Here is a 17,009-nt window from a genome sequence, read left to right as displayed (position 1 = left end):
TAGCGGCGACAGAAAGTGCAAGATCGCGGGGGTGGGGCGTGGGGCGTGAGAGTTGCAACGTCGGGGTTGTGGGTGACCTGAGAATCCGGGCTCACGTGCGAGACTAGGTAACCATGAGCGACCCACGGATCACCTCGTCGATCTTCACCCGCGGCGCGGTCGACCTCAGCACGCTGCGTGGCCCCGCACCAGCAAGTACCCGCCCCGGCACGCCCCCGCAGGGCGGCCCGTCCAACGGCGCCCCAGGCGCGCCCACCGCCGGCGGTGACACCGCCATCGTGGACGTCACCGAGGCGACCATCCAGTCCGACGTGCTCGAACGCTCGATGGCCACGCCCGTCGTCGTGTTCTTCGGCGCGGCCGGCTTCCCGGAGAGCGACGAGTTCGCCCCGGTCCTGGAGCGGCTGAACGCCGAGGGCGGCGGCACCTGGGTGCTGGCCCGGGTCGACGTGCAGGAAAATCCCCGAATCGCCCAGATGTTCCGGGTGCAGGGCATCCCCATGGTCTACGCGGTCGTCGGCGGCCAGCCGGTCGACGCCTTCTCCGGAGTGGTGCCCGAGTCCCAGCTGCGGCAGTGGATCCAGGCAGTGCTCAAGGCCGGTGGCGTGGCAGTCGCCGAGCCGGAGGACCCCCGCCTCGACGAGGCGGACGACGCGCTGGTGAGCGGCGATCTGGACGCCGCCGAGCAGGCGTACAAGAAGATCCTGGCCGACGCGCCCGCGGACGCCGCAGCCACCGCGGGGCTGGCCCAGGTCGGGGTGGCCCGCCGGGTGGCCGGCGCAGACCCCGCCACCGCGCTGGCCGCCGCCGAGAGCGCCCCCGACGACGTCGCCGCCCAGCTGCTGGCCGCCGACATCGAGGTGCTCAGCGGCCTGGCCGAGCAGGCGTACGCCCGGCTCGTCGGTCTGGTCCGGCGCACCGCCGGTGAGGACCGTGAGACGGTTCGCCAGCACCTGGTCTCGCTCTTCTCCATTGCCGGCCCGGACGATCCGGCGGTCGCCTCGGCGCGTCGGGCTCTGGCCAGCGCCCTGTTCTGAGTTCGAAGCACGCCAGCGCGGGCCGGCGTTCCGGCCGGCCCGCCCGACCACCGAGGACGGGAGCTCACGATGCGCCGGATCGCCGTCCTCGACGCGCCGACAAATCTCGGTCTACGGCCGCCGACGCCCACGTCGGTCCCGGGTTGCGCCAAGGCGCCCGGGGCGCTGCGCGACCACGACCTGCTGGCCCGGCTCCGCGCCCGCGACGCCGGCTGCGTCACCCCCGCCCGGTACGACCCGGGCGACTGGCGGCCCGGCGACGGGGTGTGCCACGCCCGGGAGATCGCCGACTACTCGTTGGCCCTCGCCGAACGCATCGGCTCGATCATCGACAGGGGCGAGTTCCCGGTGGTGCTCGGCGGCGACTGTTCCGTGCTCCTCGGCTCGGCCCTGGCCATGCACCGCCTCGGCGAGGCCGTCGGCGGGCGGATCGGGCTGGTCTTCGTCGACGGGCACTCCGACTTCCGGCACCCCGGCAACGCCTCCTACGTCGGCGCCGCCGCAGGTGAGGACCTGGCTCTGGTCACCGGGCGAGGGCAGGCCGACCTGGCCGCGCTGGAGGGCCGCCGGCCCTACTTCCGCGACATCGACGTGGTGGTGCTCGGCATCCGGGCCCAGGACGAATACCGGCTCGACCTCCAGGCCGCCGGGATCACCACCCGACCGGTGCCGGCGCTGCGCGCCGAAGGCGCTGCCCGGACGGCCCAGTGGGCGCACGAGCAACTCGCCGACTGCGCGGGCTACTGGGTGCACATCGACGTGGACGTGCTCGACCCGGCGGTGATGCCCGCCGTGGACGCCCCCGACCCGGGTGGAATCGCCTTCGCCGAGTTGGAGATTCTGCTCGCCGGCCTGGTCGACACCCCGCACTGCCTCGGCGTGGAGCTGACCGTCTTCGACCCCGACTACGACCCGGACGGCTCGTACGCGGCCGAGATCGTCAACACAGTGGTCGCCGGTCTGGCGCCGGTGACCGCCCCGGAAGCCGTGCCGCCCCGACTGCTGTCGGCCCGGCCCACGCCCTCCCCGCGACGCGGCAACGGCCGGACCGCGACCACCACCGATCGCTCCGACCGTGCCGAGCGGCTCGACCGTGCCGAGCGTCCCAACCGGGCCGAGCGGCTCGACGGGCTGGTTCGGCTTGACGGGCACGACGGCGTTGAGCGGGTTGCGAGGCTTGAATTCCCCGCTGACATCGACCCTGCGGACATCGACCCCGCGGACATCGACCCCGCCGATGTCGGGCCTGCTGCTCTCGGGCCGGCCGGTGTCGGTGCCCCCGGCGTCGGTCCGTCGGTGAGCACGGTGCCGTACGACGTCCCGGCCGAGGGGGAGTCACCAGGCACCGGCGGACGGGCTCACCCCGAGCCATCGGGCGTCGCGGCCAGTGTCGCGCCCCTGGTCGAACGCGAACCGGTCGGCCCGCCGGCGTCGGCCGGCCCAGGTCTTCTCCGACGGACCACCCCGTCGACCCAGAACACGCCCGAACGGCACGAGGCCGACACCGCCTGACCCGGCCCTCGGCCGCGGGGCCTTGATCGACTCGGTTTCAGGGAATCCGGGGTGTCCGAGTGGCTCGGACACCGCAGTTTTAGCGAAACCGAGTGGATCAAGGCCAGGCGCCGGACGATGGCCCGGCGCCCGGCGGGGCCTCCAGGGGGTGGGGTCAGGGGGTGGGGAGAGCGCGGAGGAAACGCTCGGCCATGGGGACGGCCGAGGCGGTGCTGGCCCCGCCCTTCTCCACGAAGACGGCGAACGCCACGTCGCCCCGCCAGCCGACGAACCAGGCGTGGGTGTGCGCCGGGTTGTCGTCGTACTCGGCGGTGCCGGTCTTGCCGTACACCTCGCCCGGCACGTCCTTGAGCGCGCTGCCGGTGCCGGCGGTGACCACCTCGCGCATCATCGTGCGCAGCGCCGCGACCGACTCCGGCTTGAGCTGCTCGCCCGCCGGGGCCGGCTTGGCCGGTGCCGGGTCGGTCAGCAGCTTCGGTTGCTCGAAGCGGCCGCGGGCGACGGCGGCGGTGGCACCAGCCATGGCGAGCGGGCTGACCAACGTGGTGCCCTGCCCGAACGACGCGGCGGCCTGCTCGGCGAGGCTGCCGCCCGTCGAGACCTTGCCGGTGAAGGCGTCCGTGCCGAGGTCCCACTGACCCTCCAGGCCCAGCGAGCGACCGGCGGCGGCCAGCCCGTCGCCGCCGAGCTTCGGGGCCAGCGCGGCGAACGCCGTGTTGCAGGACTTGGCAAAGTCGGTACGGAACGGCACCGAGCCGAGCTCGAAGTTGTCCGAGTTCTTGAAGGACCTGCCGTCCACGGTGAAGGTCTTCTTGCAGTCCACCGGCCCGTCCAGCGTGACCGCTCCCCGGTCCAGCAGGCCCAGCGTGCTGACCATCTTGAAGGTGGAGCCGGGAGGCACCTGGGCGTCGAAGGCCAGGTTCTGCCCGGCCGGACCGGGGCCGTTCGCGGCGGCGAGCACGGCGCCGTCGCTGATCCGGAGCGCCACCAGGGCGGAGCGGCGCGGCTCGGCGCGCAGTGCCCCGTCGGCCGCGTTCTGGACGGCGACGTCCAGCGTGGTCTTCAGCGCCTGCCCGGGTTGCGGCTCCCGGCGGAACAGCTCGGCGCCGGTGGGTTCGAGTTTGCCGCCCTCGGCCGGACGCTCGACCACCACGGTCAGCCCGGGACCGCCGCGCAGTCGCTCGTCGTAGCGGCCCTGGAGACCGCCGTGCCCGACCAGGTCGCCGACGACGTACCGGTCGGGATGCGCGGCGAGGTCGTCGGCCTGCGCCGGGTCGACGGTGCCGAGCAGCGCACGGGCGAACTCGCGGGTCGGTGCCAGGTCGAGCTTGTCAGTGACGAACTTGGTGCCGGGCAGGTCGTAGATCCGGGGCTTGATCTGCCGGTACGCCTCCTCGCGCAGCGACACCACCTCGACGAAGGCACCCGGCTCGGCCTTGGCCACCCGCTCGGGCAGATCGGCCAGGTCGACGCCGGGGACCAGAGCCGGGCGAATGGCCTTGAACGCCGCGTCGAGGTCCTTGACGAGCTTCTTCAGGTCGGCGACCTCGTTGGGCTGCACACCTACCCGGATCACAGTGCGCGGGGTCACGAGGGGCTTCCCGGCGTTGTCCAGCACGGCGGCGCGGGCACCGGCGTCGCGACGCAGCGCCAACCGGTCACCCTTGGTGAGCTGCTCGTGCACCACCGTCGGCTCCCAGATCACCTGCCACTGGTCGTCGTCGCCGTGGGCGAGCCGGACCTCCCGGTCGTACGCCCAGCGGGTCTGACCGGGCAGGGCCCACTCCACCTGGACGGTGGTGGTCGCGATGTCCTTCGTGATCTTCGGCTCGCCGCGACGCGTCAGCGTGGGCGGGGTGGCCGCCAGCTCACCGGAGAGCTCCTTGATCTCACGTGCGACGTCCGCCGACGGCAGTTTCGAGCCGAGCGGGTCGATCAGACCGACGGCCTGGAGGTCGCCGCTGCGCCAGCCCGCGAGGAAGGCGTCGACGGTGCGTTGCGGCCCGTCGTCACCGGAACAACCGACGAGGACACCCGCCGCGAGCAGCGCCGTGGTGACGCCGGCGGCGAGCCGGCGGGCGGGGTTCGGCCGGTGGGGCCGGGGGTACGACAAGGGCATGAAGCTGGTCCTTCCGATCTCGGACTGCCCTCGCACGGTAGTACGGGAACGCCGTCCCCAACGTCCCGCAGGTGCTCGGCCGCGCTCAAAGACGAGCCGTACCCGTGTGATGAACATCGCGTGGCGGGGTATCCCGCAGCCGGCCAACCTCGGACCCGCAACGGGTGAAAGGACAAAGTCCCGATCCGGACGTCTGGCCAGTGGTCCGCCGACGAAGGCGCACAACGGCAGGGCCTAGGCTGGGCGGCAGAGTGACCCACAACGCGGTGGGTCGAGGGGAGTGGCACCGATGGACCGGCGTCCGGCGATCAAACCGGAACCCGACCTCCGGCAGGATGACTCCGGCCGGGACGATGACAGCTTCGATTCGGCGACCGACGGGGACGGCTACGGCCGACTCGACACGGGAGTCACCGGGCTGACCGGGTCGAGCATCGACACCATCTACGATCTGGGTCTGCCAGCCGAGGCGCTGGCCGACGACGTGGAGGACGCCGAGCTCGACGAACCCGTTCCCAACGCGGAGCGCCTGGTGGCCCAGGCCGTCGCGCTCGCCGGGGACGACCACGACGCGGCGACACTTGTCGGCCGTTTCTGGCGGTTCGCCCCGGACGAGGAGCTGGTCGGCTTCACGGCGGAAGAGATGCTCGACGCGGCCCGGGCACACCGGGATCTCGCCCAGCAGCGGGTGCCGGGCGAGTTGAAGCTGCGGATCCACGAACCGCACGCCGACCAGCACCACACGGTCGTCGAGATCGTCACCGACGACATGCCGTTCCTGGTCGACTCGGTGACGGCGTTGCTCAACTCGTACCACCTCGACGTGCACCTGCTGGTGCACCCGTTGGTGGTGGTGCGGCGGGAGCCGCTGGGCCGGCTCACCGAGGTCTCCGCGGATGTGGAACCGGACGACGCGATCGCCGGCGACATCATCGAGAGCTGGATGCGGATCGAGATCGACCCGGTCCGGGACGCGGCCGAACGGGACCGGTTGCGCCGCGAGTTGCAGCGGGTGCTCACCGACGTGCGGGAGGCGGTCGAGGACTGGCCGAAGATGCGTCAGCGTGCCCTCGCGCTCGCCGACGAGCTGGCGTCCGCCCGTACCTCCGACAACCGCCCACCGGTGCCGGAGAAGGACATCACCGACTCGGTGGAGCTGCTGCGGTGGCTCGCCCAGGACCACTTCACCTTCCTCGGCTACCGCGAGTACCGGTTGGTGGACGCCGACGGCGGCGACGCCGCCGACCCGGTCGACGGCAAGGCGTTGGAGGCGGTGCTCGGCACCGGTCTGGGCATCCTGCGCTCCGATTCGCCGGATGCGCGGTCGCTGTCCTCGATGACGCCCGAGGCGCACGAGAAGGTGCTGGAGAAGCGCCTGTTGATCATCACCAAGGCGAACTCCCGGGCCACCGTGCACCGCTCGGCGTACCTGGACTACATCGGCTTCAAGATCTTCAACTCCGACGGCGACGTGATCGGTGAGCGGCGCTTCCTCGGGCTGTTCTCGACGGCCGCCTACCGGACCAGCGTCCGCGAGCTGCCTGTGGTCCGCCGCAAGGTGGCCGAGGTGCTGGACCGCTCCGGTCTGAGCCAGCGCAGCCACTCGGGCAAGGATCTGATCCAGATCCTGGAGACCTACCCGCGCGACGAGCTGTTCCAGATCAAGACCGACGACCTGTACCACGCGGTGGTCGGCGTGCTGCGGATGGCCGGCCGCCGGCAGCTGCGCGTGTTCCTGCGCCGGGACGCGTACGGGCGGTTCATCTCCTGCCTGATCTACCTTCCCCGGGACCGGTTCACCACCCAGAACCGGCTGCGCATGCAGGACATCCTGCTGCGTGAGCTGAACGGTGTCGGGGTGGACTACACCACCCGGGTCACCGAGTCGATGCTGGCTCGGGTGCACTTCATCGTCCGTACCGACCCGACGCGGCCACCCGGCGACATCGACGCCGACCTGCTCGCCGAGGAGTTGGCCGACGCCACCCGACTGTGGGACGACGACTACCGGTTGGTGCTGGAGCGCAAGCTCGGCGACGAGCAGGCCAAGCACCTGTTCACCCGGTACGCCGACGCGTTCCCGGAGGGCTACAAGGACGGGCACACGCCGTACGAGGCGATGAAGGACCTGGCGAAGCTGGAGCTGCTGGAGGAGCCCGGCCAGCTGGAGATGCACCTGTTCCGCAAGCAGTTGGCGCCGCGGCCGGGCACCCGGGTGCCGGGAGCCGACCTGGCCGAGGCGATGGACGTCCGGTTCAAGGTCTACCGGTACGGCGAGCCGATGATGCTCTCCGCAGTGCTGCCGGTCCTGCACTCGCTCGGCGTACGGGTGGTCGACGAGCACCCGTACGAGGTGGACCGGATCGACGGTCGGGTCTATCTGTACGACTTCGGCCTCATGCTGCCCGAGGGGCATCACGAGCTGGCCGAGGTGCGCCCGCACGTGGAGAACGCCTTCGCGGCCGCCTGGCGCGGCGAGGCCGAGGTGGACCGGTTCAACGAGCTGGTGCTGCGCGGCGGGCTGACCTGGCGGCAGGTGGTGGTGCTGCGGGCGTACGCGAAGTACCTGCGGCAGGCCGGCACGGTCTTCTCGCAGGACTACATGGAGCAGACCTTCATCGCGTACCCGAAGCTCGCCGCGTTGCTGGTGGAGCTCTTCGAGACCCGGTTCGCGCCGGGCGAGTTGAGCGCCGAGCAGCGCCAGCAGCGCAGCGGTGAGCTGGTGGAGACGATCCGGGGCGCGCTGGACGACGTGGCGAGCCTGGACCAGGACCGGATCCTGCGCTCGTACCTGACGCTGATCGAGGCGACCCTGCGGACCAGCTTCTACCAGAAGCGCGCCGGCGGGCGGCCGAAGGCGTACGTGGCGTTCAAGCTCGACCCGCAGGCCATTCCGGACCTGCCCGCGCCGCGACCGAAGTTCGAGATCTTCGTCTACTCGCCGCGGTTCGAGGGTGTGCACCTGCGGTTCGGGCCGGTGGCCCGGGGCGGGTTGCGGTGGTCCGACCGTCGGGAGGACTTCCGGACCGAGGTGCTGGGCCTGGTCAAGGCGCAGATGGTGAAGAACACCGTGATCGTGCCGGTCGGCGCCAAGGGCGGCTTCGTGTTGAAGCAGAAGCCGGGCGACCGCGACGAGGCGGTCGCCTGCTACCAGGAGTTCGTCGGCGCGATGCTGGACGTCACCGACAACATCGTCAGCGGGCAGATCGTGCCGCCCGAGGACGTGGTCCGGCACGACAGCGACGATCCGTACCTGGTCGTGGCGGCCGACAAGGGCACCGCGACGTTCTCCGACATCGCCAACGAGATCTCCAAGGCCCACAACTTCTGGATGGGCGACGCGTTCGCGTCCGGCGGATCCGCCGGCTACGACCACAAGAAGATGGGCATCACCGCCCGGGGCGCCTGGGAGTCGGTCAAGCGCCACTTCCGTGAGCTGGGTCTGGACACCCAGGCCCAGGACTTCACTGTGGTCGGCGTCGGCGACATGTCCGGCGACGTGTTCGGAAACGGGATGCTGCTCTCCGAGCACATCCGGCTGGTGGCCGCCTTCGACCACCGGCACATCTTCCTCGACCCGGAGCCGGACGCCGCCACCTCGTACACGGAGCGTCGACGGCTGTTCGACCTGCCCCGCTCCTCCTGGGAGGACTACAACCCGGAGCTGATCTCGGCAGGTGGCGGCATCTTCCCGCGTACCGCGAAGTCCATCCCGATCACGCCGCAGGTCCGGGCGGCGATCGGCCTGGACGACGACGTCACGCAGTTGTCGCCGCAGGACCTGATGAAGGCGATCGTCACCGCTCCGGTGGACCTGTTCTGGAACGGCGGCATCGGCACCTACGTCAAGGCCTCCACGCAGACCAACGCCGAGGTGGGCGACAAGTCCAACGACGCGATCCGGGTGGACGGGCGCAGCCTGCGCTGCCGGGTGGCGGGCGAGGGCGGCAACCTGGGCTGGACCCAGCTCGGCCGGATCGAGTACGCGTTGACCGGTGGCCGGATCTACACGGACTTCATCGACAACGCGGCCGGGGTGGACACCTCCGACCACGAGGTGAACATCAAGATCCTGCTCAACACGGCGGTGGCCGATGGTGAGCTGACCATGGCCGACCGGGACGAGTTGCTGGCCGGGATGACCGACGAGGTCGCGGAGCTGGTGCTGCGCGACAACTACGACCAGGCTCGGGCGATCAACAACGCCCAGGCCCAGGCCGCCTCGCTGCTCCCGGTGCACCGTCGGATGATCAACGAGCTGGAGCGTTCGGGCGGATTGGACCGCGCGTTGGAGGCGCTGCCGCCGGACGAGGAACTGGCGGTCCGCAGCGAGTCCGGGCTGACCGCGCCGGAGTTCGCCGTGCTGCTCGCGTACGTGAAGATCGTCCTTGAGCGGGAGATCCTCACCGACGGGCTGGCCGACGAGGAGTGGACGACCGACGTTCTGGTCAACTACTTCCCGACGCCGATGCGCGAGCGGTTCGCCGACCGGATGGGCCGGCACCGGCTGCGCCGGGACATCGTCACCACGGTGCTGGTCAACGAGGCGATCAACCGGGGTGGCATCTCGTTCATCTTCCGGGTGGTCGAGGAGACGGCGGCCAGCGCGGCCGACGTGATCCGGGCGTACGTGGTGGTCAGCGAGGTGTTCGGCCTGCGCGACCTGTGGGACGAGGTCGAGGCGCTGGACAACAAGGTGGCGCCGGAGCTGCAGACCAGCGTCTACCTGGACACCCGTCGACTGCTCGACCGCGCGGTGCGGTGGTTGGTCTCCAACCGGCGCTCGCCGATCGACGTACCGGCCGAGATCGCCCGGCTGCGCGACGGGGTCACCCGGCTGCTGCCAGGGCTGGAGGAGCTGTTCTACGGCAACGAGCGCCAGGGCATCGCCGCGCACATGGACTCGATGACCGAGCGTGGGCTACCCCGCGAGCTGGCGGAGCGGGCCACCCGGTTGATGTACAGCTTCGGTCTGATGGACGTGGTGGAGACCGCGAACGCCAGTGGGCGGGACGTCAGCGAGGTGGCCTCGGTCTACTTCGTGCTGTCCGACCTGTTCCGGGTGGACTCGCTGCTGTCGAAGATCTCCCTGTTGCCGCGGGAGGACCGCTGGCAGACCCTTGCGCGAATGGCGCTGCGGTACGACCTGTACGCCGCGCTCGCCGCGCTCACCGCGGAGGTGCTCGACTCCACCCCGGGCGACCTGCCGCCGCACGAGCGGGTGCAGCAGTGGGAGCAGTCGAACGCCACCTCCATCCACCGCGCCCGACGGGCCATGGGTGAGTTCGACGAGTCGCGGGCGGATCTCGCCGCCCTGTCGGTGCTGCTGCGCCAGATCCGCACCCTGGTGCGGACCTCCGCGGCAGCCTGAGTCAGGTACGCCGGACGCGGTCCGGCCGGTCGGGTCACCCCGACCGGCCGGACCGCGTTCGTTCGTCGTCGGTCAGGCCGCCAGGGTGGCGAAGACGACGATGTTGTCCGGGTAGCTCTTCGCGGCCTGATCGAACTGGCCGCCGCAGGTGACCACCCGCAGGCTGGGCCGGTCACTCGGTCCGTAGACCAACTCGGTGGGGAAGGCCGTCTTCGGGTACGACTTCACCGAGTCGACAGTGAAGGTGGCCGGCACCCCGTCGGCGCGGCGCACTGTGACGGTGTCGCCGGGGGTCAGAGCGCCGAGGTCGAAGAAGACGGCCGGGCCCAGCACCGCCGAGTCCACGTGCCCGACGATGACCGCGTTACCCGTCTCGCCCGGGCTCGCACCGGGCTCGTACCACCCGGCCTGGTCGGCCTTGTCCAGCGGAGGGACCTGGACGGTGCCGTCCGGGTTGGTGCCCAACGACATGATCGTCGCGTTGACGCCGATCCGGGGGATCTCGATGCTCGTCGGTGCCGACCGGGCCAACCCGACGGCCGACTGACCGACCGGCTGCCCGTCGACCGGCTGCCCGTCGACCGGAGGGGCATCGTCGGCGGTGCTCGCCGGGGCGGTCGGCTCGGGGCCGGCCTGGGCCAGCGGCTGTGGCGGCCGGGGAGTGGGCGTGGTCTTCAGGGAGGCGCCGATCATGCCGGCGCCGATCATGGCCATGGTGACGACGACGGCCGTGCCGGCGGCACGCCACGGTCTCCCGCGGCGGCCGCCGGCCGGTGTCGTCGTCACGTCAGACGAGCGAACCATCGGTCCGCCGACGACGCATCAACACGATCCCGCCCAGCGCGGCGGCGCCGAGCACGCCCGCCCCGCCGGTGGCCAGGCCGCGGTCGGTGCCGGTGCTGGCGCCACCGTCACCACCGTCGACGCCGCCGTGCGGCAGCACGACGAGCTCGCCCTCGCCGCAGGAGCCCTTGAGCTCGTAGCGACCCGGCTTGGCGTCCTTGTCCACCTTGGCTTCGCCGTAGTAGACGAACTCGCGCTCGTTGTCCCAGTCACGCTCGTCCGAGCCGCGCTCGTCCTTGCCGTAACCGCCACGCTCGTCCGAGCCGTGCTCGTCCTTGTTCTCCCAGCCCTTGTCGGAGCCGTACTCGGAGCCGTGCTCGTCCTTGTTCTCCCAGCCCTTGTCGGAGCCGTGCTCGGAGCCGTGCTCGTCCTTGTTCTCCCAGCCCTTGTCGGAGCCGTACTCGGAGCCGTGCTCGTCCTTGTTCTCCCAGCCCTTGTCGGAGCCGTACTCGGAGCCGTGCTCGTCCTTGTTCTCCCAGCCCTTGTCCGAGCCGTAGTCCGAGCCGTGCTCGTCCTTGGACTCCCAGTCCTTCTTGTCTTCGTCCTTGGAGTCCGAGTCCTTCTTGTCACGGCCTTCTTCGGCGTCCTGGCCGTGCTCCTCGCCCTTCCAGTCCTTGCTGCCCTCGTCGCCGTAGGCGTCGGCGGCAGCGCCGCCACCCTGGCCGCCCTTGCCGTTCTCGTCCTTGCCCTTGTCGTCCTTGCCGTGCTCGTCCTTGCCGTTGTCGTCCTTGCCGCTCTCGTCCTTGCCTTCGTGGTCCTTGCCCTTGTCGTCCTTGCCCTTGTCGTCCTTGCCGTTCTCGTCCTTGCCGTGTTCGTCCTTGCCCTTGTCGTGGTCGGAGGAGTCCTCCTCCTCACGCCACTCGCGGTCCTCGCCCCGGTCTTCATCCGCCGGCTTGAGCTTGACCTTGCCGGTGACCTTGGACCACACGTACGCGTGCTCCTGCCGATCCGGGCAGATCTCGAGGAGCTTGACCTCGTCGCCAGCCTTGACGACGTGCGGCTTGGCGTAGACCTTGCCGTCGTCGTGGCCGTCGGCGAACGCGATCCCCGGTGCGAACACCAGCAGCGACGCGCCGCCGAGCGCGGCGCCCGCAACGACTTTCCCGAGCATCTTCTTAGCCATGACCTGCGTCACTCCATCCCTGTTGTCCTGAGCTCGGCGACAACCGAGCTAAGACCGACGTTAGACCGTTTCATGACTTATGAAGTGAAAGATTCGCGTTTTACCTTTGATCCAAGTAAGAGGTGAAGGGGTGGTACGCGGCTTTCGCCGCGCTGAGTGTCGTGTCAGGTGTGCCGGGGGTCTCTGCGTGTGCCACGGTGTTCCGCGCTCCCCGTGCCTGGCCTGCCCCGGCATCCGATAGCTGCGGCTCCGGGCGGCGCGTGCCGGTCCGGCGTGCTCGGAGGTATCGTCCGAAGCGGCTCCGGCAACGCATCGAGCCATTGCCATGGAAGCGCTCCCATGCAAGAATCGGCGAACGCGGTTCTGAGAGCCACACCGTGCAGGCAGGGAGTCGAGGGCACCCGGTTTCACCGGGCGACGCACCCGCCGCCGATCGACCGGCCGACGCATCGGTCGGGCACCACCACCACTATCGCCCGTCCGGGTCGGGCGCCCCCCAAAGAATCCCGTGGCGCCGACGGCCGTCCGTGCAGGACGCCCATCGGGCCGTCCCGCCGGGCCGTACGTGGGCCCGGTCTCGCCCAAGGAGATCAGTGGCATGAATGTGTGGAGAAGGTTAACCGGCCCACGCCGGGCCCTCGCGCTCGCCGGCGCGGGTGCCCTGGTCGCCGGTGGGCTCGTAACGATTCCGGGTACCGCGGCGCAGGCCGCGACGCAGTGCGACATCGCGTACACGAGTAACGACTGGCAGGGCGGCTTCACCGCGAACATCACCATCAAGAACGTCGGCGACCCGCTGAACGGCTGGACGCTCGGCTGGACCTTCCCCAACTCCAGCCAGCGGGTGCAGCAGGGCTGGTCGGCCACGTACACCCAGTCCGGCAGCCAGGTCACCGCCCGGAGCATGTCCTACAACGGCACCCTGGCCACCGGCGCGTCGACGAACATCGGCTTCAACGGCGCGTGGAGCGGCAGCAACCCGAAGCCGACCTCGTTCACCCTCAACGGCGTGGCCTGCAACGGTGGCACCACCCCGCCGACGACGTCCCCGCCGACCGACCCGCCCACCGACCCGCCGACGGACCCGCCGACCGATCCGCCGACCACGCCGCCGCCCGGCACGAAGGTCGACAACCCGTACGTCGGGGTCCGCGGTTACGTGAACCCGGAGTGGAAGGCCAAGGCGGACGCCGAGGCCGGCGGAAGCCGGGTTTCCAACAACCCCACCGCCGTCTGGCTGGACCGGATCGCCGCGATCAACGGCACGCCGAACAGCAGCTCCAACGGCGCCTTCGGGGTGAAGGAGCACCTGGACGAGGCGCTGCGCCAGGGTGCCGGCTACATCCAGTTCGTGATCTACAACCTGCCCGGCCGGGACTGCTCGGCGCTCGCCTCCAACGGTGAGCTGGGTCCGGACGAGCTGCCGAAGTACAAGGCCCAGTACATCGACCCGATCGCCGCGATCCAGAGTCAGTCGAAGTACAGCAGCCTGCGGATCATCAACATCATCGAGATCGACTCGCTGCCGAACCTGGTGACCAACACCTCCGGCCAGCCTGGCGGCACGGTCATGTGCGACACGGTCAAGGCAAACGGCGCCTACGTCAACGGCGTCGGCTACGCCCTGGCCAAGCTTGGCGCGATCGGCAACGTCTACAACTACATCGACTCCGGCCACCACGGCTGGCTCGGTTGGGACAGCAACTTCAACCCGAGCGCCGAAATCCTGAAGACCGCCGCGGTCGCCTCCGGCAGCACGGTCAACAACGTGCACGGATTCATCACCAACACCGCGAACTACTCGGCGCTCCAGGAGCCGTACTTCAAGGTCACCGACAACGTGAACGGCCAGACGGTGCGGCAGTCCAAGTGGGTCGACTGGAACTACTACGTCGACGAGCTGTCGTTCGCCCAGGCGTTCCGGACCAAGCTGGTCTCGTTGGGCTTCAACTCGAACATCGGCATGCTCATCGACACCTCCCGCAACGGTTGGGGCGGTTCCGCCCGGCCCACCGGTCCGGGTGCCATGACCAGCGTCGACACGTACGTCAACGGTGGCCGCATCGACCGCCGGGCGCACCTCGGCAACTGGTGCAACCAGGCCGGTGCCGGTCTCGGTGAGCGGCCCCGGGCGAACCCGGCGACGGGCATCGACGCCTACGTCTGGGTGAAGCCGCCGGGCGAGTCGGACGGCTCCAGCAGCGAGATCCCGAACAACGAGGGCAAGGGCTTCGACCGGATGTGTGACCCGACGTACGGCGGCAACGCCCGCAACGGCAACAACCCGTCGGGGGCTCTGGGCAACGCGCCGATCTCCGGTGCCTGGTTCTCCGCCCAGTTCCAGGAGCTCATGCGCAACGCCTACCCGGCGCTCTGATCGGGTAGCTCACGCACCAACCCGCTGCCAGTGGTTGGTGAGGCACTGCTGGCAGCAGGTTCCCCCCGGGTCCCCGGCTCGACCGTCACAGGTCGGGCCGGGGACCCCCCCTTCTTTGTCGGCCCGATCAGGGCACTGTGCGTTCGATCGCCGCCTGGCCCTGCTCGGCCAGGTCACGGCGGGCCTTTTCCAGGTTCTCCGGTGTCAGATCCTGCCCGCGGGCCATCACCAGGTCCTCCGGCTCCCAGGGCTGCTCGCCCCCGGTGCGGATGTTGTCCCCGCCGGCACCGGTGCCCGTCCCGGTCGCTCCGGTGCCGGCGGCGTACGGGTCGCCGATCAGCTCGTCGGTGTCGGGTGCGAGGTCGCCCGGTCGACTGCGGGGTTCGGCGAAGCCCGGCGTGTCCCGGTCCGGGCCACCTCCGGTCCGCAGTTGCGGCACGGTGGCGTCATCGTCCACCGCCGAGGCCACCTCGGGGCTGTCCTCCAGCGGCGGTTGGCCATCGCGATCGGTCATGGTGCTGCCTCCTGGGTCCGACACGGTGCCTGATTCCCCCGCGTACCCCTTCGTGCCGCGCTCATGCCGCACCGCCCGGCGGTCGGGGCGGGCCGTGCCATCGCAGTGCGGTCAGGCGTCGGGCTGCTGCTCGTTCGGCTCCGGCGCCTCCGCTGGGCGCCACCACTGCCAGAGCAGCATGAGCAGACCGAACACGAGCATCGCCAGCCCGGCCCACAGGTTGATCCGTACGCCTTCGGCCTTGTCGATCTCGGCTCGGCTGTCGAAGATGCCGATCAGCGTGACGATGACCCCGTACGCGACGAAGAGGCCACCGATCACCCGGCGGATGTCGAACAACCGGGCCGCGGCCGAGCGCCGCTGCTCCGCCTGTGCCTCGTCGATCAGTGGGTCCTGTGCCGGCTGGCCGTCGTTGCTCATCTGCCGACCCCTTTCCTCAGAAGACCGGGATGTAGAAGAGGGCGGCCAGCGCGACCGCGATCAGACCGAGCAGCACCGGGGAGCGGTACCAGGCGGCGTCCCCGGCGAGCACGTCGCCCTTCAGGTCGACGCCGCCCATTCCGTACACCAACCCGCGCAACTCCTCGTCCCGCTTGGGTGCGGTGAGCGGGGTGACGATCGCGGCGACCACCACCGCCGTGACGAACGCCAGACCGGCGCCCCAGAAGCTTTCCTCCAGGTCGGAGTTGAAATCGATCACCCCGCCCTTGTAGAGCAGGTAGAGGCTCAGCGACACCAGGGTGCCCAGCAGCAGCGACCAGAAGCCGGCCAGCGCGCTCATCCGCTTCCAGAACATGCCGATGATGAAGGTGGCGAACAGCGGCGCGTTGAAGACGGAGAAGAGCGCCTGGATGTAGTTCATGATGTTGCTGAACCCGGCCGCGATGAACGCGGTGCCGATCCCGATCACCACGGCGGCGACCGTCGCCCACCGGCCGACGCGCAGGTAGTACTCGTCCGACCGGTCACGGCGGATGTACGCCTGCCAGATGTCGTAGGTGAAGACGGTGTTGAAGCCGCTCACGTTGGCCGCCATGCCGGCCATGAACGAGGCGAGCAGGCCGGTGACCGCGACCCCGAGCACGCCGTTGGGGAGCAGGTCGCGCATCAGCAGCGGGATGGCGTTGTTGTACTGCAGGTCGCCGCTCTCCGCGCCGAGGCCCTTCACAGTGACCAGGGCCACCAGGCCGGGGATGATCGTGACCAGGGGGATGAACAGCTTCGGGTACGCGGCGATGATCGGCGTACGCCGGGCGGCGCTCATGTTCTTGGCCGAGAGGGCCCGCTGCACCTCGGCGAAGTTCGTCGTCCAGTAGCCGAACGACAGCACGAAGCCGAGGCCGAAGACGATGCCGATCCAGTGCGCGCCCAGCGGGTTGGCCGTGCTGCCGGTGTCCTGCCACGCGTGCAGGCCGGCCTCGCCGAGCTTGGTGTCGCCGACCGCGTCCATCAGGCCGTTCCACCCGCCGACCTTGACCAGGCCGATCACGGTGACCGGGATGAGGCCGGCCAGGATGACGAAGAACTGGAGTACCTCGTTGTAGATCGCCCCGGACAGGCCGCCGATGGTGATGTACGCCAGCACGATCGCCGCGCCGACCACGATCGCCGTCCAGAGCGGCCAGCCGAGCAGCGCCTGCATGACGAGCGCCAGCGCGTACAGGTTCACGCCGGCGATCAGCACCTGGGCGACGGCGAAGCTGATCGCGTTGAGCAGGTGGGTGGGGCGGTTGAAGCGCAGCCGCAGGTACTCCGGCACGCTGCGGACCTTGGAGCCGTAGTAGAAGGGCATCATCACGATTCCCAGGAACACCATCGCCGGGACCGCGCCGATCCAGTAGTAGTGGACCGTCATGACGCCGTACTGGGCCCCGTTGGCGGCCATTCCGATGATCTCCAACGCGCCCAGGTTCGCCGAGACGAAGGCGAGACCGGTCACCCAGGCCGGCAGGGAGCGGCCGGAGAGGAAGAAGTCGACGCTGGTCCGGATGGCCCGGCGCGCGGCGAAACCGACCCCGAGGACGGTGACGAAGTACAGCGCCAGGATCAGGTAGTCCAGGCCGTTCATGTTGAGCCGGAGACCGTCGCCGTCCATCCCGTCACCCCTCGTCGG

The 17,009-nt window shown here is 70.1% G+C and carries 9 protein-coding genes and 1 pseudogene; 4 read left to right on the top strand and 6 right to left on the bottom strand.

Translation table 11 applies throughout. The annotated features are described in order from the left end of the window. Positions 1–113 precede the first annotated feature (113 nt). Both ACFYPG_RS30370 and ACFYPG_RS30365 read left to right on the top strand, forming a co-directional pair. Positions 114–1,037 carry a tetratricopeptide repeat protein gene (locus ACFYPG_RS30370; RefSeq protein ID WP_387354623.1) on the top strand — a complete coding sequence of 308 codons (924 nt, stop codon included), beginning with the start codon at positions 114–116 and terminating at the stop codon, positions 1,035–1,037. A gap of 69 nt (positions 1,038–1,106) precedes the next feature. Further along, positions 1,107–2,070: pseudogene (locus ACFYPG_RS30365) on the top strand (arginase family protein); the annotation flags it as partial. A 633-nt stretch (positions 2,071–2,703) separates the two neighbouring features. On the opposite strand, the gene ACFYPG_RS30360 reads toward ACFYPG_RS30365, so the two are convergent. Further along, the gene (locus ACFYPG_RS30360) at positions 2,704–4,668 is read right to left on the bottom strand and encodes a penicillin-binding transpeptidase domain-containing protein (RefSeq protein ID WP_387354621.1); all 1,965 of its coding nucleotides are present in this window, start codon (positions 4,666–4,668) and stop codon (positions 2,704–2,706) included. Positions 4,669–4,957: 289 nt separating this feature from the next. Between ACFYPG_RS30360 and ACFYPG_RS30355 the strand changes: the two genes are divergently transcribed. Continuing rightward, positions 4,958–10,039 (top strand): NAD-glutamate dehydrogenase, encoded by a 5,082-nt coding sequence (locus ACFYPG_RS30355; protein WP_355008988.1) that lies wholly within the window; start codon positions 4,958–4,960, stop codon positions 10,037–10,039. A 72-nt stretch (positions 10,040–10,111) separates the two neighbouring features. Here the strand turns inward: ACFYPG_RS30355 and ACFYPG_RS30350 are convergent, their stop codons facing one another. Next, positions 10,112–10,825, bottom strand: coding sequence for a class F sortase (locus tag ACFYPG_RS30350; protein ID WP_387354620.1), 714 nt, complete (start codon positions 10,823–10,825; stop codon positions 10,112–10,114). Position 10,826: 1 nt separating this feature from the next. Continuing rightward, the gene (locus tag ACFYPG_RS30345; protein ID WP_387354619.1) at positions 10,827–12,005 is read right to left on the bottom strand and encodes a hypothetical protein; all 1,179 of its coding nucleotides are present in this window, start codon (positions 12,003–12,005) and stop codon (positions 10,827–10,829) included. A gap of 598 nt (positions 12,006–12,603) precedes the next feature. On the opposite strand from ACFYPG_RS30345, the gene ACFYPG_RS30340 reads away from it, so the two are divergent. Continuing rightward, positions 12,604–14,382, top strand: a complete 1,779-nt coding sequence (locus tag ACFYPG_RS30340; protein ID WP_387354617.1) for a glycoside hydrolase family 6 protein — start codon at positions 12,604–12,606, stop codon at positions 14,380–14,382. A 127-nt stretch (positions 14,383–14,509) separates the two neighbouring features. On the opposite strand, the gene ACFYPG_RS30335 is transcribed toward ACFYPG_RS30340, so the two are convergent. From ACFYPG_RS30335 to ACFYPG_RS30325, 3 genes are all read right to left on the bottom strand, one after another. Beyond that, positions 14,510–14,896 (bottom strand): hypothetical protein, encoded by a 387-nt coding sequence (locus ACFYPG_RS30335; protein ID WP_355008984.1) that lies wholly within the window; start codon positions 14,894–14,896, stop codon positions 14,510–14,512. A 111-nt stretch (positions 14,897–15,007) separates the two neighbouring features. Next, entirely contained in the window at positions 15,008–15,316 is a 309-nt protein-coding gene (locus tag ACFYPG_RS30330; protein WP_355008983.1) for a hypothetical protein, read from the bottom strand. A 16-nt stretch (positions 15,317–15,332) separates the two neighbouring features. Continuing rightward, complete coding sequence (locus tag ACFYPG_RS30325; protein WP_355008982.1) at positions 15,333–16,991, bottom strand: sodium:solute symporter family protein; 1,659 nt, start codon at positions 16,989–16,991, stop codon at positions 15,333–15,335. Positions 16,992–17,009 lie beyond the last annotated feature (18 nt).

The organism is Micromonospora sp. NPDC005553 (assembly GCF_042871765.1).
Classification (GTDB): Bacteria; Actinomycetota; Actinomycetes; order Mycobacteriales; family Micromonosporaceae; genus Micromonospora.
Note: the sequence above shows the minus strand (reverse complement) of the source record. Positions and strands in the feature narration are given on the sequence as shown.

Bases quoted from the DNA above. Each gene is read 5' to 3' on its own strand.
- ACFYPG_RS30370 (WP_387354623.1), top strand. From the start codon at position 114: ATGAGCGACCCACGGATCACCTCGTCGATCTTCACCCGCGGCGCGGTC.
- ACFYPG_RS30360 (WP_387354621.1), bottom strand. From the start codon at position 4,668: ATGCCCTTGTCGTACCCCCGGCCCCACCGGCCGAACCCCGCCCGCCGG.
- ACFYPG_RS30355 (WP_355008988.1), top strand. From the start codon at position 4,958: ATGGACCGGCGTCCGGCGATCAAACCGGAACCCGACCTCCGGCAGGAT.
- ACFYPG_RS30345 (WP_387354619.1), bottom strand. From the start codon at position 12,005: ATGGCTAAGAAGATGCTCGGGAAAGTCGTTGCGGGCGCCGCGCTCGGC.
- ACFYPG_RS30340 (WP_387354617.1), top strand. From the start codon at position 12,604: ATGAATGTGTGGAGAAGGTTAACCGGCCCACGCCGGGCCCTCGCGCTC.
- ACFYPG_RS30335 (WP_355008984.1), bottom strand. From the start codon at position 14,896: ATGACCGATCGCGATGGCCAACCGCCGCTGGAGGACAGCCCCGAGGTG.
- ACFYPG_RS30330 (WP_355008983.1), bottom strand. From the start codon at position 15,316: ATGAGCAACGACGGCCAGCCGGCACAGGACCCACTGATCGACGAGGCA.
- ACFYPG_RS30325 (WP_355008982.1), bottom strand. From the start codon at position 16,991: ATGGACGGCGACGGTCTCCGGCTCAACATGAACGGCCTGGACTACCTG.